Annotated in this window: 24 protein-coding genes, 3 tRNA genes and 1 rRNA gene; 13 read left to right on the forward strand and 15 right to left on the reverse strand. The window is 69.0% G+C overall.

What is annotated here, in order from left to right:
• Positions 1 to 124 (forward strand): 16S ribosomal RNA (locus tag C8263_RS10955); the annotation flags it as partial.
• Positions 125 to 285: 161 nt separating this feature from the next.
• Here C8263_RS10955 and C8263_RS10960 read toward each other — a convergent pair.
• Positions 286 to 1,392: a nitric oxide synthase oxygenase gene (locus C8263_RS10960; protein WP_107138304.1), complete on the reverse strand. Its 1,107-nt coding sequence runs from the start codon at positions 1,390 to 1,392 to the stop codon at positions 286 to 288.
• A 111-nt stretch (positions 1,393 to 1,503) separates the two neighbouring features.
• Between C8263_RS10960 and C8263_RS19820 the strand changes: the two genes are divergently transcribed.
• A complete protein-coding gene (locus C8263_RS19820) occupies positions 1,504 to 1,629 on the forward strand; it encodes a hypothetical protein (RefSeq protein WP_269845135.1) in 126 nt (41 codons plus the stop codon).
• A 108-nt stretch (positions 1,630 to 1,737) separates the two neighbouring features.
• Here C8263_RS19820 and C8263_RS10965 read toward each other — a convergent pair.
• The 3 genes from C8263_RS10965 to C8263_RS10975 form a co-directional block, all read right to left on the reverse strand.
• Positions 1,738 to 1,814, reverse strand: a tRNA-Arg gene (locus C8263_RS10965).
• Positions 1,815 to 1,851: 37 nt separating this feature from the next.
• Positions 1,852 to 1,925 (reverse strand) — tRNA-Gly (locus tag C8263_RS10970).
• A 28-nt stretch (positions 1,926 to 1,953) separates the two neighbouring features.
• Positions 1,954 to 2,030, reverse strand: a tRNA-Pro gene (locus C8263_RS10975).
• Positions 2,031 to 2,106: 76 nt separating this feature from the next.
• On the opposite strand from C8263_RS10975, the gene mqnP reads away from it, so the two are divergent.
• From mqnP to C8263_RS11005, 6 genes are all read left to right on the forward strand, one after another.
• Positions 2,107 to 2,994, forward strand: coding sequence for a menaquinone biosynthesis prenyltransferase MqnP (mqnP, locus tag C8263_RS10980; protein WP_158263785.1), 888 nt, complete (start codon positions 2,107 to 2,109; stop codon positions 2,992 to 2,994).
• Positions 2,976 to 3,278: a hypothetical protein gene (locus C8263_RS10985; RefSeq protein ID WP_107138174.1), complete on the forward strand. Its 303-nt coding sequence runs from the start codon at positions 2,976 to 2,978 to the stop codon at positions 3,276 to 3,278. The genes mqnP and C8263_RS10985 overlap by 19 nt, the downstream gene beginning before the upstream one ends.
• A 157-nt stretch (positions 3,279 to 3,435) precedes the next feature.
• The gene (locus C8263_RS10990; RefSeq protein ID WP_107138175.1) at positions 3,436 to 3,879 is read left to right on the forward strand and encodes a hypothetical protein; all 444 of its coding nucleotides are present in this window, start codon (positions 3,436 to 3,438) and stop codon (positions 3,877 to 3,879) included.
• 347 nt (positions 3,880 to 4,226) lie between these two features.
• Positions 4,227 to 4,817 (forward strand): adenylate/guanylate cyclase domain-containing protein, encoded by a 591-nt coding sequence (locus C8263_RS10995; RefSeq protein WP_107138176.1) that lies wholly within the window; start codon positions 4,227 to 4,229, stop codon positions 4,815 to 4,817.
• A gap of 45 nt (positions 4,818 to 4,862) precedes the next feature.
• Positions 4,863 to 5,540: a response regulator transcription factor gene (locus C8263_RS11000; protein WP_010887388.1), complete on the forward strand. Its 678-nt coding sequence runs from the start codon at positions 4,863 to 4,865 to the stop codon at positions 5,538 to 5,540.
• 261 nt (positions 5,541 to 5,801) lie between these two features.
• On the forward strand, positions 5,802 to 7,418 hold the full coding sequence (locus C8263_RS11005) for a sensor histidine kinase (RefSeq protein WP_107138305.1): 1,617 nt from the start codon (positions 5,802 to 5,804) through the stop codon (positions 7,416 to 7,418).
• Positions 7,419 to 7,495: 77 nt separating this feature from the next.
• Here the strand turns inward: C8263_RS11005 and argR are convergent, their stop codons facing one another.
• From argR to C8263_RS11030, 5 genes are all read right to left on the reverse strand, one after another.
• Positions 7,496 to 7,966, reverse strand: a complete 471-nt coding sequence (gene argR, locus C8263_RS11010) for an arginine repressor (RefSeq protein WP_107138177.1) — start codon at positions 7,964 to 7,966, stop codon at positions 7,496 to 7,498.
• Positions 7,967 to 7,994: 28 nt separating this feature from the next.
• On the reverse strand, positions 7,995 to 9,260 hold the full coding sequence (gene coaBC, locus C8263_RS11015) for a bifunctional phosphopantothenoylcysteine decarboxylase/phosphopantothenate--cysteine ligase CoaBC (RefSeq protein WP_269845136.1): 1,266 nt from the start codon (positions 9,258 to 9,260) through the stop codon (positions 7,995 to 7,997).
• 112 nt (positions 9,261 to 9,372) lie between these two features.
• Positions 9,373 to 10,026, reverse strand: a complete 654-nt coding sequence (gene phoU / locus C8263_RS11020; protein ID WP_107138179.1) for a phosphate signaling complex protein PhoU — start codon at positions 10,024 to 10,026, stop codon at positions 9,373 to 9,375.
• Between the two features lie 93 nt (positions 10,027 to 10,119).
• A complete protein-coding gene (locus tag C8263_RS11025; protein WP_107138306.1) occupies positions 10,120 to 11,037 on the reverse strand; it encodes a sensor histidine kinase in 918 nt (305 codons plus the stop codon).
• Positions 11,038 to 11,099: 62 nt separating this feature from the next.
• Entirely contained in the window at positions 11,100 to 11,789 is a 690-nt protein-coding gene (locus tag C8263_RS11030) for a winged helix-turn-helix domain-containing protein (protein ID WP_107138180.1), read from the reverse strand.
• A 259-nt stretch (positions 11,790 to 12,048) separates the two neighbouring features.
• Between C8263_RS11030 and metK the strand changes: the two genes are divergently transcribed.
• Positions 12,049 to 13,323: a methionine adenosyltransferase gene (gene metK, locus C8263_RS11035; protein WP_107138181.1), complete on the forward strand. Its 1,275-nt coding sequence runs from the start codon at positions 12,049 to 12,051 to the stop codon at positions 13,321 to 13,323.
• 163 nt (positions 13,324 to 13,486) lie between these two features.
• Here metK and coaD read toward each other — a convergent pair whose 3' ends face one another.
• From coaD to C8263_RS11050, 3 genes are all read right to left on the reverse strand, one after another.
• Positions 13,487 to 14,011 carry a pantetheine-phosphate adenylyltransferase gene (gene coaD / locus C8263_RS11040; RefSeq protein ID WP_107138182.1) on the reverse strand — a complete coding sequence of 175 codons (525 nt, stop codon included), beginning with the start codon at positions 14,009 to 14,011 and terminating at the stop codon, positions 13,487 to 13,489.
• A gap of 94 nt (positions 14,012 to 14,105) precedes the next feature.
• Positions 14,106 to 14,645 carry an RsmD family RNA methyltransferase gene (locus C8263_RS11045; protein ID WP_107138183.1) on the reverse strand — a complete coding sequence of 180 codons (540 nt, stop codon included), beginning with the start codon at positions 14,643 to 14,645 and terminating at the stop codon, positions 14,106 to 14,108.
• A 36-nt stretch (positions 14,646 to 14,681) separates the two neighbouring features.
• On the reverse strand, positions 14,682 to 14,942 hold the full coding sequence (locus C8263_RS11050; protein WP_107138184.1) for a hypothetical protein: 261 nt from the start codon (positions 14,940 to 14,942) through the stop codon (positions 14,682 to 14,684).
• Between the two features lie 94 nt (positions 14,943 to 15,036).
• On the opposite strand from C8263_RS11050, the gene C8263_RS11055 reads away from it, so the two are divergent.
• The 4 genes from C8263_RS11055 (at position 15,037) to C8263_RS11070 (ending at position 17,114) form a co-directional block, all read left to right on the forward strand.
• Positions 15,037 to 15,285, forward strand: coding sequence for a DUF3248 domain-containing protein (locus tag C8263_RS11055; protein WP_107138307.1), 249 nt, complete (start codon positions 15,037 to 15,039; stop codon positions 15,283 to 15,285).
• A 24-nt stretch (positions 15,286 to 15,309) separates the two neighbouring features.
• Positions 15,310 to 15,789 (forward strand): DUF3809 domain-containing protein, encoded by a 480-nt coding sequence (locus tag C8263_RS11060; protein WP_107138185.1) that lies wholly within the window; start codon positions 15,310 to 15,312, stop codon positions 15,787 to 15,789.
• Positions 15,790 to 15,838: 49 nt separating this feature from the next.
• Entirely contained in the window at positions 15,839 to 16,426 is a 588-nt protein-coding gene (locus C8263_RS11065; protein WP_107138186.1) for a GNAT family N-acetyltransferase, read from the forward strand.
• 61 nt (positions 16,427 to 16,487) lie between these two features.
• Positions 16,488 to 17,114 (forward strand): histidine phosphatase family protein, encoded by a 627-nt coding sequence (locus tag C8263_RS11070; RefSeq protein WP_158263786.1) that lies wholly within the window; start codon positions 16,488 to 16,490, stop codon positions 17,112 to 17,114.
• 687 nt (positions 17,115 to 17,801) lie between these two features.
• On the opposite strand, the gene rsfS is transcribed toward C8263_RS11070, so the two are convergent.
• From rsfS to yqeK, 3 genes are all read right to left on the reverse strand, one after another.
• Positions 17,802 to 18,167, reverse strand: coding sequence for a ribosome silencing factor (gene rsfS, locus C8263_RS11075; RefSeq protein ID WP_107138188.1), 366 nt, complete (start codon positions 18,165 to 18,167; stop codon positions 17,802 to 17,804).
• A 126-nt stretch (positions 18,168 to 18,293) separates the two neighbouring features.
• Positions 18,294 to 19,544, reverse strand: coding sequence for an LCP family protein (locus tag C8263_RS11080; protein ID WP_107138189.1), 1,251 nt, complete (start codon positions 19,542 to 19,544; stop codon positions 18,294 to 18,296).
• Positions 19,541 to 20,167, reverse strand: coding sequence for a bis(5'-nucleosyl)-tetraphosphatase (symmetrical) YqeK (gene yqeK / locus C8263_RS11085; RefSeq protein ID WP_107138308.1), 627 nt, complete (start codon positions 20,165 to 20,167; stop codon positions 19,541 to 19,543). The genes C8263_RS11080 and yqeK overlap by 4 nt, the downstream gene beginning before the upstream one ends.
• Between the last annotated feature and the right edge of the window lie 78 nt (positions 20,168 to 20,245).

Below are 20,245 nucleotides of genomic sequence, written 5' to 3' on the forward strand. Positions count from 1 at the left end.
TGGGAGTACGTTGCAGCTGAAACCGCCGGGAGCCTGACGGCAGGCGTCTAGGCTGTGGCGCATGACTGGGGTGAAGTCGTAACAAGGTAACTGTACCGGAAGGTGCGGTTGGATCACCTCCTTTCTACAGGTCACGTCCATCAGACCAGATGCGTTCAATCAGCGCCCCGGAACTTATGTTCCGGGGCGCTGTCTTGTTGTTGGGTTTTGCTCTGGCACAGGGTTTGTTCTCGCGCAGGGGAGACTGCTTGGCAGGGCCGTTCTCCCCCTCAACGTCCCTGCACATTAGGGCCCCTGGAACGGGCAACCGCTGTGGGTCTCGCGCCAGACCTGCGGCACGAAGTTGGGTTTCAGCTCGGTATCGTCATAGGCCTGGTGCCACACGGGCGTGGTGGCTGGAGACAGGGGCGGAATCAGCCAGGACCAGCGGCCCCGGGCCGTGCGCCCGGCCTGCGCTTCCAGCTGCACAAAATGCTGAAACTGCCGCGTGACGCTGTGGTGGTCAGCCATGCGCACGCCCGCCGCGTCGAAGGAATGCAGCACCGCCACATTCAACTCCACCAGGGCGCGGTCCAGCCACAGCGAACGGCGCTGTGAGGTGTCCAGGCCCAGTGCCTGGGCCACAGCGGGCAGCGCGTTGTAGCGCTCCTCATCGGCCAGATTGCGGGCCGCAATTTCTGTCTGCAGATACCAGCCGTTAAAGGGCGCACACGTGAACGACTGCCCCGCCACCTCCAGCGTCATGTTGCTGATCACCGGCAGGGCGTGCCAGCGCAGGCCCAGCGCGCCCAGCCCCGGGGCGTCGGGGTGGGTGATGGGCACCTCGTGCACGGTGTCGGGCGGGAGCTCAAACAGGGCGACTTCGCCCTGCGCCTCAATGGCCAGCGGCAGCACATCAAAGGGGGTGCCGGGCCCCCCGGCCCAGCCCAGGCGCTGCAGGTGCCGGGTCAGCGCCACGTTCTGTGGATCGCCCAGCACCGTGCCGTCCGGCTGTGGGTAACCGGCGTAGCGAATGAGCTGGTCGTTGTGTACCTGCACGCCGGGCCCAAACACACTCAGGATGGGCACGATTCGCCCGCCGTTCAGCGCCGCGCGCAGGTGGGCACACAGGTGGGCAAACACCTCGGACGCGCCAGAGACGTGCCGCAGGTCGCGCACCTGCAGGCTGGCCCAGGGCAGCCGCCCCACACAGCGGGTGCTGTGGCGCCACGCCATGCGCGCGCCGTGGGTCAGTTCGGCCGTGCTCAGCAGCAGCTGGCCGCTGCGCTGCACCTCCTGGCACCGCTCCGCCAGCCCGGGCGCGCCGGTTTCGGCGTGATAGGCCTCCAGAAAGGTCAGGGCCTCTGGCACCTGGGGCTGCGCGGCAGGTTCGGGCAGGCGGGGCGCAGGCATCCCGCCCATGCTGCGGCCTGCAGGAACCAAAAATGTCCCTGCAGGGCCTTCTCACCGCCCCTGTTCCGCCCCTCGGACAGAAGATGGCGCTGGGCGCGGCCCTCAGGGAGCTTGACGCGCGACGGGAGCCCGCCGCTGGCGCAGGTGCCCACTTCACAGCGCTCGCTGGCGGCCCTGCTGGCGGGGGTGGAGCGTGTGTATGCCGACGGCAAGCTGGGCCAGGACGCCACCTTCTGAGTTGCCTGGCCCAAGATCCCGCGCGTGCTGGACTGAGGAGCAGGGGAGGGAGAGACCATCCCAGCCCTCCGGGCAGCACAAAACCCCCGCTCAAGCTGGGGGTTTGTTTGGCGCGCCCTGCAGGACTCGAACCTGCGACCGACCGCTTAGAAGGCGGTTGCTCTATCCAGCTGAGCTAAGGGCGCATAGGCGGCAGGCTCCCGCACGGGGAGCCTGTCATTCTGGAGCGGGATCACGGATTCGAACCGAGGCCAGAAGCTTGGAAGGCTGCTGTGCTACCACTACACCAATCCCGCTGGGGTGCGCGCGTCAGGGGGCGAACTGTGGTCGAGGCGACAGGATTCGAACCTGCGACCCCTTGGTCCCAAACCAAGTGCGCTACCGGCCTGCGCTACGCCTCGAAGAAGGCCCACCTACGCGCGCCCGGGCACTATAGCAAAGTCTGTGCCCCCCGTGCAGGCGCTATGCTGCGTGGTCGTGAGTGAAGGCGTCGCCCGCGTGAAAACCTACCTGGATCTGGTGAAGTTCGAGCACACGGTGTTCGCGCTGCCCTTCGCCTACGCGGGCATGCTGCTGGCCAGCATGCAGACCAGTGGCACCGGCTGGCCGGGCTGGGCGGTGCTGCTGTGGGTCACTGTGGCCATGGCCGCCGCGCGCACAGCAGCCATGGGCGCCAACCGGGTGATTGACCGCTATATCGATGCCCGCAACCCCCGCACCGCGGCGCGCGAGGTACCCAGCGGCAAGGTGAGCCCGGCCCAGGCGTGGGCCCTGGTGCTGGGCAGCCTGGTCATCATGGCCTTTGCGGCGGCGCAACTGAACCCCCTGTGCCTGGCCCTGATGCCGCTGGCCGTGGTGTTCCTGATCGGCTACCCCTACACCAAACGCTACACCTGGCTGTGCCACGCGTGGCTGGGGGTGACCGACGGCGCGGCGGCGGCAGGCGGCTGGATTGCAGTCACCGGGGAGTTTGCACCGGCCGCCTGGGTGCTGTGGGCGGTGGTCATTTTCTGGATGATCGGCCTGGACGTCATTTACGCCACCATGGACCGCGACTTCGATGTGGCCAACGGCATCCGCAGCATTCCGGCGCGCTTTGGCATTGCGCGTGCCCTGCGCCTTGCGGCCCTCAGCCACGCGCTGACCTTCGCGCTGCTGCTGCTGGTGGGCTGGGTGACGGACGCCAGCGGCTGGTATTACCTGGCCGCGCTGGTGATGGGCGGCATTCTGCTGTTCGAGCACCGGATCGTGAATCCCAATGATCTCGCCCGCGTGAACGTGGCCTTTTTCGACGCCAACATGTGGCTGGCCCTGACCATGCTGGCGGGCGTGGTGGTGGACGTGACGTGGCGCACCCTGACCTGAAGGCCCCTGTGCCCCCCGGGGCCGCCGCCGCCTTTGTGGCCGGCGATGAGCGCCGCGCCGCCACCCTGCTGGCCCGCGCCCGCGACGAACAGCCGGCGGGCTCGGTGGCCTGGGCCCAGCTGGAGCGGCTGTATGGTCTGGCCCTGATTCATGTGCAGCGCGAGGTGGAAGGCACCTTCGCCCTGGAGCGCGCCGACGCGGTGCTGGACGCCGCCGGGGCCGCGCGGCCGGACCTGGGGTGGCTGGGGCCGGCGGCTTCGCTAGAATCGCGGGACGAATGGTAGAGCGCGCAGAAGCACTTGCCCCACATCTGGGGAACCCCGGCGGGCCGGCGGGTAGCCTGGGGCGCCCGCTGATGGACAGCTTCAGCTGCCCCGCCCACGCCCGGCCCGCCCAGACTGACTTCCCGCCGCTCCGCTGCACTGCCCCCGGAGTCCCGGCATGACGCTGGAAACATCGGAACGGGAATTTACAGCGCGCTTTGCGGCCTATGCGGCCAGCGGCATCCTGTACCCGCAGCGGGAAGGCAGCCCGCTGCTGGAGTTCGCGGCGGGCGGGCGCGTGCTGTACCTCTTCGACCGCACGGGGCCCTACGCGGCGCGCCCGGGGCCGGCCCAGGTGGTGGTGCATGGGGTGCTGGACCTGGCGGCCAGCGAGGTGGTGGCCGGGGACGGGGACGCGCAGGAGCAGCTGCATGTGGTGGGCGTGTCGGGCGTGGAGGGCCGGGGCCGGGTGCTGGCCGCCGAGCGCGGCGTGCTGGTGGTGCAGGCGCGGCTGCCCTTGGTGCTGGCGGCTCTGGGGGCCTCCCTGTCGGCCCGCCCCGGCGACCTTCTGGCCTTTCGAACTCTGCCTCCCCTGCACGGCTTCCTGGTCACCCAGCCCTGAGCGTGAGAGTTGGCCCTCATGAGAGAAGAGGGTTGGCGAGGAAGCCAGCAGGCCCGTAGCCCTGCCAAAGATGAGACGGCCCGCCCTTCTGGCGGCGGCAACCCGGTGAATCTGGCAGAACTGGGGAGGAGCTGGAAAAGAGAGGCTGCAGAAGGAGTCGGCTATCTGGGGCCAGCCCAGCCTGTCCGGGCGCGCTCCGGGGCTGTGCCTTTCCTCGCCCGGCAGGGCCACCCAGACCCTGCCCAATTCCGGAATGTGAGGTTTTGTATATCCTGGACACTTCAATGTTGATTTAATTTCATCTTTCTTTTCCGCTCATGTTCAGGCATGATGAGGGCCGTTGCCTTATGCCTGATCTCCTGCTTCCCCTGCCCGGTCCCCAGGACGACACTGTTTCTGCCTGCTTTGTGCTGGTGGATCTGGTGGGCAGCACGGCCATGGCCCAGGCGTTGCCGCTGCACGGTTACATGGCCCTCATGCAGGATTTCGTGCAGCTGATGGTGCTGAGCTTTGAGGCGCGGGGCGGCCAGGTGCTGCAGCACCAGGGGGACGCGGTGCTGGCGTGGTGGCCCGCGCAGCACGCCGCGCAGGCCTGTGCCGCCGCGCAGGATGCCCACGGGCGCGCCGTGCGGCTGCACCTGGCCGCGCAGATGGGGCAGACCCTGCGCCTGCGCGCGGGCGTGTCGGTGGGCCCGGTCCTGATGGGCATGGTGGGCGGGCAACTGAGTGCCTACGGCCTGCCCGTGAACTACGCCAAGCGCCTGTGCGACGCGGCGCGCCCCGGCGACACCCTGATCTGCGACGAGGTGCGCCGCCGCCTGCCCGAACACCTGACCTGGCCCTGTGCCCCCCTGGCCCTGCAGGGCTTCGGCAATGACTGCATGGCGCACCATCTGCTGGCCGAAACCCCGCACGACGCGCGCATGAAAGTTGATTAAGCACGCGGGGGGGCTTCTCATGAGAACGCTCCCTAGACTGACCGCATGGAACGCAAGCCACTGGTGCTGGTGATCGAGGACGAAAAGGATATTGCGCGGTTTATCGAACTCGAACTGGCAGCCGAAGGCTACGCCACCGAAGTGGCCTTTGACGGCGTCACCGGTCTGTCGAAATTCCGGGAAGTCAACCCCGATCTCGTGATTCTGGATCTCATGCTGCCGGTCCTGGACGGTCTGGAAGTGGCCCGGCGCATTCGCAAAACCAGCAATACCCCCATCATCATCCTGACGGCCAAGGACGGCATTCAGGACAAGGTCGAGGGCCTGGATTCCGGCGCCGATGATTATCTGATCAAGCCCTTTTCGATCGAGGAGCTGCTGGCGCGGGTGCGGGCGCACCTGCGGCGCGTGAATCCGGCCGTGACCGGTGAGGTGCGCGTAGCCGACCTGGTCATGAACCTGGACGGCCGCGAGATTTTCCGGGGCGGGCGCCGCGTGGAACTCTCGGCAAAGGAATTTGAGCTGCTGGAGCTGCTGGCCCGCAACCCCGGCAAGGTGTTTTCCCGCTTTGAAATCGAGGAAAAGGTGTGGCCCGAGTACACGGGCGGCAGCAACGTGGTGGACGTGTACATTGGCTATCTGCGCCGCAAACTGGAGGAGGGCGGTGAGCGCCGCCTGATTCATACGGTGCGCGGCGTGGGCTACGTGCTGCGCGAGGAGTAAGCGAGGTCCTGAGGGCGCGTGGCGCTGTGGCAGGGTCAAGGACGTCTGCCTGAAGCCCTTGACAGCTCCGGCGCCAGCCCCCGGGCACGGCACAGTGCCCACCCCCGCGCCGGATCTCATGGGAGGCGCCGCTACACTGCACCCCATGAGTGCTGCCCCTGACCGGAGCCGCGCGTGACCCTGCGCTGGCGCCTGACCCTGTTTTATACGGCGCTGCTGGCCTTTTTGCTGGCGGCAGTGGGGTTCATTACCCTGTACCTGATGCGCGCCAATCTGATTGGCGGGCTGGACCGCGAACTGGACGGCACGTACCGGCGCTTCGTGTCTTACGTGGTCAATCCCCTGGCACCGGGCGAACCGCGCCTGCCGCTGGACTGGGTGCAGCGCAACACCCCCCAGCGCGCCGGCACCCCCGAAATCGGGCCGGCCAAGCTGCTGGCCCGCTTCTACTTTCCCGATTCCAGCCTGGCGCTGGAAAATCTGTACTTCTACACCCGGCAGTCGCTGATTGACGATCTGCACACCCCCGGCCGGCGCGCGGAACTGTTCCGTACCGTGGAGGCCCTGCGCAACGATACCCGGCGCTCGCTGGCGGTGGACGTGAACCGGCCCATCAAGCTCTCCAACGAGGAACTGGAGCGGCTGATTGATTCGGCCGACGGCCGCCTGACCCTGAACCGCATGGTGTATGTCTCGGCCAACAGCCAGCCGGTGCCCATGCGCCTGCTGGTGGTGCTGGGCCCCTTAAAGCCCCCGGCACCACAGGCCACCCCCTCAGCGCCGGGTCAGGTGGCGGGCCAATCGGCCAGCGCCTTGCCGGCCAGCCCAGGCACCGGGCCTGTGGGGGCCAGCCTGGGCACCTCCAGCCTGGACGCCCCGGAAGACGAGAGCGTGAGTCTGGTGTATGTGGCGCGCGACCTCAGCACGGTGCAGGGGCTGCTGAGCCAGCTGGAAAAGGTGCTGCTGGTGCTGTTCCTGAGTGGCCTGCTGACGGCTGGCACCGGCGCCTACGCGCTGGCTGGGCAGGCGCTGCAGCCTCTGCGCCGGGTGCAGCGCGCCGCCGAGCGTATTGGCGCCCAGAACCTGACCGAGCGGGTGCCGGTGCCGCAGACCGGCGACGAGGTTGAAGCCCTGGCCGCCGCCCTGAACGCCATGCTGGGCCGCCTGGAAAGCAGCTTTGAGGCCCAGCGCCGCTTTACCAGTGACGCCAGCCACGAACTGCGCACGCCCGTGACCGCCATCAGCGGCCACGCCAGCTACCTGCTGCGCCGCACCAGCCCCAGCGGGCAGCAGGCCGAGAGTCTGCGCATCATCCAGCGCGAATCCGAGCGGCTGACCAACCTGATTGCCAGCCTGTTGCAACTGGCCCGTTCAGACAGTGGCGCGCTGGCGATTACCCGCGAGCCCATTCTGGCGGCCCTGTTTCTCCATGAAATCACCCAGGAGCTGGCCCCGCTGGCCCAGGCCCAGGGCACGGCCCTGAAGACGGAGGGCGAAGACGTGACCTTTGAGGGCGACCCCGACCGCCTGAAACAGGTGCTGATCAATCTGGTGAGCAACGCCCTGAAGGCGGGCGCCCAGACCATTACCCTGCGCAGCGCCCGCCTGGGTAACGAGGTGCGCCTGAGCGTGCAGGACGACGGCCCCGGCATTCCCGCCGATCAGCTCGAGCGCCTCTTTGACCGCTTTTACCGCCTGGAAGACAGCCGCAGCCGCGACCAGGGCGGCGCTGGCCTGGGCCTGAGCATCGCCCGGGGCATCGTGGACGCGCACCAGGGCCGCATCTGGCTGGAAAGCGAGCCCGGCGCGGGCACCACCGCCCACGTGCAGCTGCCCATTGGCAACGTGCCGGAGCTGGGGGAAGAAGACGTGCCGTAGGGGGCAGATGGTTGGTGGTTGATCGTTGACGGAAAAAGCAGTTCTCTATCAACCATCAACTTTCAACCATCACCCCACTACCCCAGCATCAGCGCGTGGAATTCCTCCATGATGCTCTCGGCGTCGGCGGTGGTGCGGGCCACCACGAAGATGGTGTCCTCGCCGGCAATGGTGCCCACGATGTCGTCGCGGCGCACGCGGTCCAGCAGCAGGGCCACGCCACTGGCGTGGCCTTCGGCGGTGCGGATCACCAGCATGTTCTCGCCCCGGTCCACGTCGTGCACGAAGTTCTGAAAAAGGCGCGCCAGTTCTTCCTCGGCGCCGGTGTGGCTGGCGGTCTGGGCCAGGGCGTAGCGGTGGCGGCCCTTGCCCACCGGCAGGCGCACCAGGCGCAGCTCGTTGATGTCGCGGCTGACGGTGGCCTGCGTGACCCGGATGCCCTCGGCGCGCAGGCGCTCCACGAGTTCGCCCTGCGTGCTCACGCTTTCGCGCGCGATGATGTCCTGAATGCGTTTCTGCCGCTGGTCCTTGCTGAGCGCCCCTGCCATTCCTCACATGCTATGAATATTCAACTGTTTATGCAATCGGGGCCGCTGGGGTGAGGGGGGGGAGGTGCCGGGCCGCCTCGGTCAGCAGGCGCGTGGCCACCTCTCTCTTGCTCATGTGGGGCCACGCCTCATGGGTGCCGTCGGGGCGCACCAGGGTCACCTGGTTGTCGTCGCCGCCAAAGGCCGTGCCCGCCTGGGTGGGGTAATTGAGCAGGATGAAATCGGCGTTCTTGCGCTGGGCTTTCTGGGCGGCGCGTTCCACCCCGGCGTGGGTTTCCATGGCGAAGCCCACCAGCACGCGCCGGCCCTTGGCCTGGCCCAGTTCCGCCAGAATGTCCGGGTTGGGCGTGAGGTGGACCTTCACGTCGCCCGCCACCTTGGCCTGCTTTTCCCCGCTGGGGGCGGCCGCGCGGTAGTCGGCCACGGCAGCCGTCATCACCACAAGGTCGGCGTCCTGGGCGGCCTGCAACACGGCGCTGCGCAGGTCCAGCGCCGATTCGATCCGCACCACGCGCAGGCCCGCTGGGTCCGGCAGGCTCACCGGGCCGGTCACCAGCGTTACCTGGGCACCCCGGTCCCGGGCGGCCTCGGCCACCGCAAAGCCCATCTTGCCGCTGCTGGGATTGCTGATAAAGCGCACTGGATCAAGGTATTCGCGGGTGGGGCCAGCCGAGACGACCACGCGGCGCCCCGCGAGGTCCTGGGCCCCTGGAGCTCCCGGCAGCCGCTGGCCCTCCACCGCCGGCTCCACCAGCGCCAGCACCGCCGCCGCAATCTCCTCCGGCTCGCTCATGCGGCCCACGCCCGAGCCCTCGCCCCGCGTGCCAAAAGCGCCCACCTCGGGGCCCAGGAAGGCGTGGCCCCAGGCGCGCAGCTGCGCGGCATTGGCCTGCACGGCCGGGTGGCTCCACATGGCCTCGTTCATGGCCGGTACCCACAGGATGGGCGCGCGCACGCTCAGCAGTGTGGCCAGGGCCAGGTCGCCCGCGTGCCCGTGCGCTGCGCCCGCCAGCAGTTCGGCCGAGGCGCCCACCACCACCGCCGCGTCCACCCGGGCGTGCGTGAGGTGCAGGGCGTCGGGGCGGGGCTCAAACCAGTGCTCATCGGTGCCCACCGGGCCGTCGGCGGCGGTGCTCAGCGACAGTTCCGTGATGAAGTGGAGCGCCGCGCGCGTGGCAATCACCCGCACCTGTGCGCCCCCCTCGCGCAGCCGCCGCAGCACCGACGGCGCCTTCACGGCGGCCATGGAGCCCCCCACGATAACCAGGACGGTTGGCTTGGCGTCGTTGCTCACAGGCCAGAGTGTAGCGGGCGCAGGCCATGGGCCATGAGGAAAAAGCCCATCAGCGAAAGGCAGGGACGCCCCTGCCTTTTCCCCATAGCTCATGGCTCATGGCCCAGCGCCCTTATCCCTCTGTGCCCTCGCGCTGGCCGGTCACCCAGTAGCGCACGCGCTCGGCAATGTTTTCCATGTGGTCGCCCACACGCTCCAGGCTGCGGCCCACGCGCATGAGCATCAGGGCCTTGGAGATGTTGCGGGGGTCTTCGAGCATGTAGGTGACCAGTTCGCGCTGAATCTGCTCGTACAGGTCGTCTACCTCGTCGTCCATCTGCACGGTGGCCTCGGCGCGGGTCACGTCGCGGTCGGCCATGGCGGTGCGCAGGTTCTGGCTCATCTCGCCCAGGCGGTCCAGCATCCGCGCCAGATTCACGTAGCGCTTGAGGGCCGGGCCCTGGGCCAGTTCGGCGCCGTCCTCGGCCACATGCACCACGTAGTCACCCATGCGCTCGATGTCGCTGAGGCTCTTGAGAATCAGGGCCACCATGCGCAGGTCGCGCGCCACGGGCTGGTGCAGAGCAATGATCCGCAGGCATTCAGCCTCAATCTGGGCTTCCTGGGCGTCCACCTCGCGGTCCAGGGCCTTGACCTCGGGCAGGCGCTCCACGTTTTCGCGCAGCAGCACGTCGCCGGCCACCGGCAGCATGCGCTCGACAGTGCCGAGCATGTTCAGGGCGCCGTTCAGAACGGCGCGCAGATCGTTTTCCAGGGCTTCACGCATGGGCACTCCTTGGGAGGGGGGAACTGGGGCTCGGGGGAACAAGAGGCGGGGGGAAGCAGGGGCAACCGGGGGCCCGGGGCCGCGCGCACCGGATCACAGGCCGCCCACCCCGGGCAGGGTAAAGCAAAAGGCGTTGGCATCCGCGCGCCGTTCGGCCCAGGTCTGTCCGCCCCAGCCGTGCACGATGGAGCGCACGATGTACAGCCCCATGCCGCTGCCCTGCCCCGCCGCGCCGGGGCCGCGCGTGTGGGCGCCAAACAGGCTCTCGGCGTCCAGGATGGGCTCGCCCCGGTCCAGCACGCTCACCTCCACCCAGGTGCCGCGCTCGGCGGTCAGCACCTCGATGGTGGGCTGGCCCGGCGGGCCGTATTTCAGGGCATTTTCAATGAGATTGAGCAGCACCTGCAGCAGCTTGTCGGGATCGGCGCGCACCAGAAAGTCCTGCCCAAAGCGCAGGCTGGCCCGCCGGGCACTCAGCTCGGCCCCCAGCAGACGCTCGGCGCGGGCAAAGGCTTCGGTCAGGGGCAGGGTGCGCGCCCGGGTGGGCCGGAAGCCCACGGCAAGGTCCTCGACCAGCCGGGCCAGCCGCTCGGTTTCCTGCAGGCCCTGGCGCACGAAGTTCTGCGAGAGGTCGCGCGGCATGTCGTATTCCAGGGCTTCGAGCACCCCGCGCAGGGCGGCCACGGGCGTGCGGAACTCGTGCGAGAGCACGGCGGTGGCCTCGCGCAGCTCTGCCTCGCGGCGGCGGTGGTCGGTCACGTCCTCCACGATCAGAGCGCCCGATTCGCCGTCGCGGGTGGCCTGGCAGCGCAGCGTGCGTCCCGAGACCTCCAGTTCCAGCTCGCCGCCGCGTTCGAGCAGGGTTTCCAGGGTGTGGCGGCGCACCACCTCCAGCACCGGGCGGCCCTGGGCGCGCTCCTGGGGCACCCCCCACAGGCGCGAGGCAGCGGCGTTCACCCGCGTGACCACGCCTGCCCGGGTCAGCAGCACGGCCTGGGGCAGGGCGTCCATCCAGCGGTCGCTGGGCAGGGGGGACAGCGCGCGCTCCGGGCTGGCGGCGTGGTCGGTACCGGTCACGGCGCTTCCGTCCAGGGCCGCATGCGGTAGCCCTTGCCGCGCACGGTTTCCAGAAAGCCGGGCTTGCTGGGGTCGTCGCCCAGGTGGGCGCGCAGCTGCGTCACGTGCTGGTCCACCGTGCGCTCGCCGCCCAGAAAGTCCGCGCCCCACACGCGGTCCAGCAGCTCGGTGCGGGAATAGACCCGGCCCACGTGCTGGGTTAAAAAGGCCAGCAGATCGAATTCGCGCCGGGTGAGATTCATGCGCTGGCCCGCCACGCGCGCCTCGGCCGCGCCCACATCCACGCTCAGGGGCCCGTTGGTCATCAGGGGCGGCACCTCGGGCTGGGTGCGGCGCAGCAGGGCCCGCACCCGCGCCACCAGTTCGGCGGCCGAGAAGGGCTTGGTCAGGTAATCGTCGGCGCCGGATTCCAGGCCCTCAACCCGCTCGGCCTCGGCAGCGCGGGCGGTGAGCATCAGCACCGGCAGCTTGCGCAGTTCGGGGTCGCCGCGCATCCGGCGCAGAAAGCTCAGGCCACTCTCGCCGGGCAGCATCCAGTCGAGCACCAGGGCGTCGGCGCCCTTCAGGGCCCCCTCGGCCCCCGCCACCGAATCGAGGGCCGTGACCCGCAGCCCGGCCCGCTCCAGGTGAAAGCGCAGGACGTCCCGCACCGTCCCCTCGTCCTCGATGACAACGACGTGGCTCATTGGTTTCCATTCTGACGGGCAACGTCAGGCGGATGTCAGGGGGGGCGGAGGAGCTAAGGGGGAGGCGTTGAAGGCGGTGGGGCCCGGCCCGGTACTCCGTCCACCTCGCCCGGCCTCCTGTCCTTCCCGGGCTGGCCCCCGGTGCGTTACGCTGCTCTGGCCACGCCGCCCCTCCCGGGCGCGTGGCCGTGGCCGGGACCGCAGCGACATCCCTCTCCAGGCGGTTCTGTGAGACGCCCCCCGGCACGCAAGGAGCCATATGCGGAAGTACTACACCTCGGAATCGGTGTCTGAAGGGCACCCCGACAAGCTGGCCGACTTCATCTCGGACAGCATTCTCGACGAGTTCCTGCGCCAGGAGCCAGGCAGCCGCGTGGCGGTCGAAACGCTGCTGACCACCGGCATGGCCGTGGTGGCGGGCGAAGTGACCGCCAGGGTGGCGCGGGTGGACGTGCAGAAAACCGTGCGCGACGCCGTGATGAAGGTGGGTTACACCCGCGCGAACTACGGCTTTGACGCCGAGTACAGCGCGGTCCTGGTCAGCCTGCACGAGCAGAGCCCGGAAATTGCCGGGGGCGTGAACCACTCTGAAGAGTGGCGCGGCATGACCGAAGAAGAGCGCGCCCGCCCCGAGAACGCCGCGTCCGAGGTGGGCGCGGGTGACCAGGGCCTGATGTTCGGCTACGCCACCGATGAAACGCCCGAGCTGATGCCGCTGCCGATCTCGCTGTCGCACCGCCTGACGCGGCGCCTGGCCGAGCTGCGCAAGGCCGCCCAGGCCGCCCGCGACGCCCAGGTGCGCGGGGAACAGCTGGGCGAGGAGCAGACCCAGGCCCTGCGCTTTGTGTACCTGCGCCCGGACGCCAAGGCCCAGGTGACCGTGGTGCGCGACGGTGAACCCCATGAAGCCACCGAAACGCTGGTGGACACGGTGGTCATCAGCACCCAGCACAGCGAGGATGTGGCCCAGGAGCAGATCCGCGCCGACCTGATCGAGCACGTGATTCGCGCGGTGATTCCCGCCGAACTGCTGACCGGGGCGACCAAGTACTTCATCAATCCGTCCGGGCGCTTCGTGATTGGCGGGCCGCACGGCGACACCGGGCTGACCGGGCGCAAGATCATCGTGGACACCTACGGCGGCGCGGTGCCGCACGGGGGCGGGGCCTTTTCCGGCAAGGACCCCACGAAGGTGGACCGTTCAGGCGCCTACTACGCCCGCTTTATCGCCAAGAACATCGTGGCCGCCGGGCTGGCCCGCCGCGCGCTGGTGGAGGTGGCCTACGCCATTGGCCGCGCGGCGCCCGTGAGCCTGCGTGTGGATACCTACGGCACCGGCACGGTGGGCGATGAGAAGCTCGCGGCCCTGGTGGCGGCCCACTTTGACGCCCGCCCGCAGGCGATTATTGCCGAACTGGGGCTGCGCCGCCCCATCTATGCCCAGACCGCCGCGTATGGGCACTTTGGGCGCCCCGAGTTCCCCTGGGAAAGCACCCACAAGGCTGAAGCCCTGAGGGTGGCCGCGCAGGGGTAAGAGCAACGGGGCGAGAGGGGCCGGGGGTGCAGGGTGCCCCGGCCCCTCTGCTGCTGGGCCGGTGCAGTTGGGTTGGGGACCGCTGGTGAAAGCAGGCCGCAGGCGGCCTCTGGCCCTCGGGGCGCGGTGGTTATACCGCCAAGGGAGACCAGCGCCCCCGTCCCTACCCCTCTGTGCGGGCGCGCTGCTCCGCTTCCCGTTCGGCGTACACGTCGGCGTGCTTGCGGCGCAGGGCGGCGGCGCTGGCCCGGGGCACCATCTCGCTGATGTCGCCGCCGTAGCTGGCAATTTCGCGCACCATCGAGGAACTCACAAAGCTCCAGCGGGTGGCGGCCATGATAAAGACCGTTTCCACCTCGCCAATCTGCCGGTTCAGGTGCGCGATCTGCAGCTCGTATTCGTAATCGCTGACCGCCCGCAGGCCACGGATGATGATGCCCTCCTGCTGCTGGGCCATGTAGTCCACCAGGAGCCCACCAAAGGAATCCACGCTGACGTTGGGCAGGTGGGCGGTGGCCTCGCGCAGGATGGCCAGGCGCTCGTCCAGGGTGAACAGGTGGCGGCCCTGCTTGCGCGCGTTGTGCATGACCGTGACCGTCACCTGCCCGAACATCTTGGCGGCGCGCGTGAGCACGTCCATGTGCCCGCTGGTGATGGGATCGAAGGAGCCGGGAAAGACGGCGTTCATTGCCCTGCCACCTTAACGGAATTTGGGAAGGGCAGGGCAGCAGACGAACCGCGACTGGTCCTGGGCCAGACGTGGGCTGAGGCTGGGGCCGTTTTTATGGCTCCTGCTCATCTTGCAGCCGCTCGTACAGGGTCAGCGTATTGCTGCCGTATTCGCGCACCTCGTGGGTGTAACCGGGGGCGGGCGGCAGGCTCAGGCGGTCCGGGTGCTGGCAGATCAGCAGCCCGCCACTGGCCACCGCCTCGCTGGCCAGCAGCGTACGGGTCAGCGCCGGGATGTCGGCCTCGTAGGGCGGGTCGCTGAACACGATGTCAAAGCGGCCCAGCCGGGGCAGCAGGCCCAGGGCGTCGCCTTTGAGGATGCGGGCGCGCAGGCCCAGGGCGCGGGCATTGGCCTCCAGGGCCCCCACGGCGCGGCCGTCTTTTTCCACCAGGGTCACCGCGTAGCCCCGGCTGGCCGCTTCCAGGCCAATGGCGCCGCTGCCGCCGTGCAGATCCAGAAAGGTGCCAGTGGGCGCGCGGCTGGCCAGCAGGTCAAACAGGCTCTTGCGCACGCGTGCGCCGCTGGGCCGGGCGCTGGCAGGCACCTGCAGCGCCCGGCCCTTGGCGGTGCCGCCCAGAATACGCAGACTCAAAAGAGCGTCCTCACAGGGCCCAGGATACGGGTCGGCTCAGCTCAGGTAGGGCTGGGCCGCCTCAAAGTCCGCCAGGGCGCCGGGGGCCAGCGTCCAGTCGTCCTCCTCCCGCGTGGCGTGGCCTGCCTGCACCAGCCGGTTCAGCTCGGCTTCCACCCGTTGCTGCACCCGGCGCAGGGGCATGGCCGGCGCGCCCTCTACACCGCGCCACGCCAGAAAGGCGCGGTGAAAGGCGGGCAGGTTTTCCAGGCCCACCTGGGTTTCCAGGTGGCGCCAGCGCACAGGGAGAGCAGTCATGCCTCCCTGCTTCGCACAGAACGGGGGGTCCCGTCATGAGAAGACCGGCCCCAAAGCGGTGCCCGCCGCGCGGCCGGGCGCGTACAATGCCTCCATGAGCGCAGACCTGCCCGGCCCACCCGCGCCCGCCCCGCCCGAACTGGCGCGGGCCCTGGAAGCGCTGGGCGGGCAGCTGGTGTGGCGCATAGGCAAGGACGAGACCAGCGACGACGTGGTGGTGCGCCTGGGTTTTGCCTCGGCCACCCCGCGCTTTGCTCACCTGCCCCGCCTGCGCAGCGCCGCCGACGCCGAGTTGCAGACCGCCCTGGCCGAGAACCGCGTGGTGATCGAATGGGTGGAGTGAAGTGGGGACCGTGAGGCGGGGCGCTTGATCGTCGAGGCGGCGCAGGCTTTCGAGCTGCCCTGGACCGGCACGCCGGACGCGGCGCTGGCCTTTGTGCGTGATCCCGCGCGCACCCTGGCCCACCTGCGCTTTCTGCGTGCCCTGCAGGCGGGGGAAGGGCGCGTGCAGGGAGAGCTGGTGGTGCCGCTGCCCGGGCTGGGCACCGTGGACCTGCCGTTTTGCAGCGTGCTGCAGGTGACCCCGGACGGCGCCGAGTTGCAGCCGCAGCCCGTGACAGGTGAGCGGGCCTGGGTGGAGGTGGCCGGCCAGGCCCGCGTGGCAGGCGCCGCGCTGCACTTTTCGTTTGCCTTCCGCGCTCACCTGCAGACCCCGGACGCCCAGGGCTGGGGCGGCGCGGCGTTTGAAAAGATGGTGCGGGCGGCCGCCGGGCGCACCCTGGAACGGGTGGCGCGTGAGCTGCCAGCGGCGCTGGAGCAGGCGGCAGCGCAGGTAGGCAAAAGCTAAGCCAGATCACACATGGCACCCCTGGGCGGCACCTGTTAGAACGCCTTCTATGGTGAACACCGCTGCGCTCGTCCCACCTGCTGTCCTGCACACTGCCCGGCTGCGTCTGGTGCCTCTGGGCCCTGAACATCTGAACGGCATGATGGCGGGCTTACAGGACCAGGAATCTCAACGGCTCACCGGCACCCACGGGACCTTTACCCGCGAACAGGTCGCGCGCTTTGTGGCGGGCGTCGCAGAGGCGCCGGACCGCTCCGACTGGGCCATTCTGCGCGCTTCCGATGATCAGTATTTGGGCGAGGTGGTGCTCAACCAGTTGGATACCGACAACCGCAGCATGAATTTCCGCATCGCACTGAACAGTCCGGCTCAGCGGGGTCGGGGCTACGGCACCGAGGCAACCCGCGCCGTGGTGGCGTACGGTTTTGAGCAGGTGGGACTGCACCGCATCAGTCTGGGCGTGTACGCCTTTAATCCCCGTGCCCAGCGGGTTTACGAGAAGTGCGGCTTTCTCCATGAAGGCACCGAGCGTGACGCCCTGTATTGGCAGGGCGAGTGGGTGGCCCAGCGCCGCATGGCCATCCTGGTCACCGATTCCCACCTGCAGGATGGGGCCATCCATGAGGCCGCCCAGTGACCACGCCCAGTCCTCAGGCGACCCCTGCCCCCTGGGCCGCCTGGTTTCTGCGGGTGCGCGGATGACCCGCATCACCCTGGTGCGGCACGGTCAGACCGCCCACAACGCCGCCGGCCGTTTTCAGGGCTGGGCCGACATTGCCCTCAATGGTCACGGGCAGGCCCAGGCCGCGGCGCTGGCCCGGCGGCTGGCAGGCCACCCGGTGCGCCCTACCCATGTGCTCTCCAGCGATCTGGGGCGGGCCGCGCAGACCGCTGCGCCCCTGGCCCACGCGCTGGGCCTGCCGGTGCAGCCCAGTGCCGACCTGCGCGAGATTCACATTGGCGCCTGGGAGGGGCTGACCTTCGCAGAGATTGAAGCGCAGGACGCTGACCGCTTCCGACAGTGGCCGCTGGTGGCCGCGCCCCAGGGCGAATCGGTGGCCGACCTGACCCGCCGCGTGGGCGCGGTCCTGGACCGGCTGGCGCTGCAGCCCACCGACCACGCCGTGATCGTGACCCACGGCGTGGTCATCACGGCGCTGCTGTGCACGTGGCTGGGCTGGGACTTCGCGGACGCCTGGGCGGGGCGGCGCGGCCTGCACCACAACACGGCCCTGAGTACCCTGCGCTGGGCTGATGAGGCCGTGCAGTGCGAGACCCTGGCCTGCGCCGCGCATCTGGAGGACCTGCAGGTGGGTGCCGGCTAAGACAGGGTCCGTCTGTCACGCCCACAATCCGGAAGAGAACCGATTTGCTCACGCCACGCCCGGAGGGACGTGTTTCTCCCCCCCGCTCTGCGAAGCCGCTCTGCAAGTCCGCTCGAATGGAATCGTTTACAGAAACGATTCCAACGGAGTCCGTGTAAGCAATGGTGCGGACACTTTTCAAGCAGTGTGGGGCGCCAGTTGCGAAAACGTCGTCTGGAACGCCAGTCCTTTCACCCCTCTCCCAACCTCTGCGGCGCAGCTCTGCGAGTCCCCCGCAAGGTGGGAAGAGCAATGAGGCCGTGTTGATCGCTGCTCATTCCCGGAGTCCGAACCGTTGATAAGACGGAACTCAGGTAAGCCGCAGGCGAGGAATGAGCGGACGCGCAGAGCGCAGACGAGAACGTACGGGTCTCCGGCGATGGAAAAGATTCGTCGTTCCTGGGGGGTAACGAACCTCTTTGGAAGCGGGCTAATACGATTTCCGAACAGTTCCGTAACGGCTTACGGAATTGTTCCGACTGGAGAAGCGGGAAAAGTACGGATTTCCGGGAATTGAACTGGCAGGGCGCCGAAGGTGGGGACCATCCAGTTCTTTTCTGGATGTGCCGAAAAGGAACGGCAGTCCGTATCACGACATAAGAAAGCCGCCGCCTCCAGACAGGGGCGGCGGGCAGCTGGGGAGGCCGCTCAGGCGTGGATCTCGGGAAAGTCCAGCACGCGGGCGTCGCTCCACAGCCCTTCGAGGTCGTAGTACTCGCGGGCGTCCTTGGTCATGATGTGCACGACCACGCTGCCGCCAAAGGCCAGCAGCAGCCAGCGCTCGCTGGGGCCTTCCACGCTGGGGCGCGGCAGGCCGGTGGCCTGGGCCTTTTCGCGGATGTTCTCCTGCACGGCGTTGAGCTGCAGGCCAGCGGTGGCGGTGCAGATCACGAAGTATTCCAGGGTGCTGCTGACCTCGGTCAGGTCCAGCACCACCACGTCCTCGGCGCGGCGTTCACGGGCGGCGTCCACAATGGCGCGCAATTGATTCTGAATGGTGGGGTCTTGGGTCATGGGGTCTCCAGGGAAAAGGGGGAGGGAAGAAAAGGGCAACAGAGAGGGGGGGCTTGCCGAATGGGTCAGTGTACAGGCCCGGGGGCGGCCCTCGCCTTGAGGTTCGCTGAAAAAGGGGGCGGGCCGCTACGGCGCGGTTCCAGGGCCCGAGAGCGCGGCCAGGGCGGTGCGGGCGTCCTGGCCCAGAAACACCCCCACCTCGCCCGGCCCCACCGGAAAGCGCTCGCCCTGCAAGCGGGGCAGGTTCAGGGCCTCGGCCAGCAGGTTGGCGTCCTGCAGGGCCTGCCCGGTAAACACCTGGCTGGCCTCGTTGCTCTGCGGCGTGCGGTTCACGCTGACCTGGGGGTAGCCCAGGGCCTGCAGGGCGCGGGCCAGCGCCTCGCCCAGCTCGGCCCCGCTGGCGTCCACCACCCGCACCCGGGCGCTGGGCTGGGCCTGTCCAGCCTGGGACTGGGCGGCCGGGGTGTCGTTCCACAGCGCCGTCAGGCGCTCGCGGTTGACCGCGAGGTTAAAGGTGCCGGGAATCTCGTCGGTGGGCAGGGTGGCGAAGCTCAGCTTCAGCCCACCCAGATAGGGGCGCAGGGCCGCCAGCAGGTTGGGATCAGCGTTGGTTTCTACGCCGTTGCCAATGCCGCCCAGGATGGTGGGCAGTGCAGTGAGGCCTTGCGGGGACCTCAGGCGCGCGGCCAGCTGGGTCAGGGCCTGCTTCTGGTGATCAATGCGGCCGTAGTCGTCTCCGAAGCCCTTGCGCACCCGCAGAAACAGCACCGCCTGCTCGCCGCTGAGGTGGTGGGCGCCGGGCGCGAGGTTCAGGTTCACGCCGGCCGCCTTGTCCACCCACTCAATGCCGCCTTCCGGCACCGTCACGTCCAGGCCGCCCAGCGCGTCAATCACGCGCGCCACGTAGTCGGTGCGCACAATCACGTGGGCGTCTACCCGCTCACCGGTAATGGTTTCCACGGCCCGCGTGAGGGCCTCGGGGCCACCGGCCCAGTACTGGCTGTTGACCTTCTGCTGGGCCACGGACTTGAAGCGGTCAAAGGGACCCACGTTGGTGTCGCGCGGAATATTCAGCACCCGCACCCGGGCGCCGTCCACCTTCACCAGCATCACGGTGTCGGTGTTGGGCGGCTGCACCAGGCCGGTGCGCTGCTCCTGGTCCTTGCAGGGCTGCTGGTAGTAGCAGTACACGATGTCGCGCCCGGCAATCAGCACCGTGAACTGCGGGGCCGGCCCGCCGGCCACCGGCGCCGCCGACCCTGGCCCGGCCCCACTGAGCAGCGCAAAGGCGGCCAGCGATAGCGTCGAGAGCGTCAGGCCAAAGGCCTGCAGGGCACGCAGCCCGGCAATGCGGGGCGGGGCAGAGAGGGGCGTCACGGGTCCAGGCGCAGGGGCGCGGGGGGCGGGCTGGCGTCGGTGGCCTGGGCCACACAGGGCAGGGCGTGGTACGCCTGCAGGGTCCGTGGGTGCACCTGAATGCCGCGCCCCTGCAGGTAGGTCACCTTGGAGACGATGGCGCGCTCCAGCGCCGCGCCCAGGTGGCACAGCGCCAGTTCGCGGATGTCGTGGTTCACGCCGCGCCCGGGTTCAGAGACGTCTGCGATGTACACGCAGGCCGACACCGGATTGCCGCCGCGCGGGCCGGTGGTGTGGTCCTCCACGGCCTCCAGCACCACCTGATCGCTGTAGCCCCAGCGCTCCAGCAGGGTGCGGGCAGCGCGCCCGTGCAGGGCCAGCGGGTGTGCGGCGTCAATGTCGCACTCGGGGGGGGCCAGGCGCAGCAGTTCGGCGTCGGGCAGGTCGCGGGCAATGTCATGCAGAATGCCCGCCGCGTAGGCGCGCATATCGTCCAGGCCATTGGCGCGCGCAATCTGCGCGGCCAGTTCGGCCACGCGCAGCACGTGTTCGTAGCGCCGTGGCCTGACCATCAGGCGCACGCGCTCTTCCCAGCCGGTCCACGCCGCCACACCGGGGCGGGGTACGAGAAGCTGGGCGATCACGAAGGACTGTGGCCGCTTCCCCACATCATGGGCCAAACTGTACACCGGCCGGGGGGCGGCGGGTTGACCTCTGGGTCA

It is taken from the genome of Deinococcus arcticus (genome assembly GCF_003028415.1).
GTDB lineage: Bacteria > Deinococcota > Deinococci > Deinococcales > Deinococcaceae > Deinococcus > Deinococcus arcticus.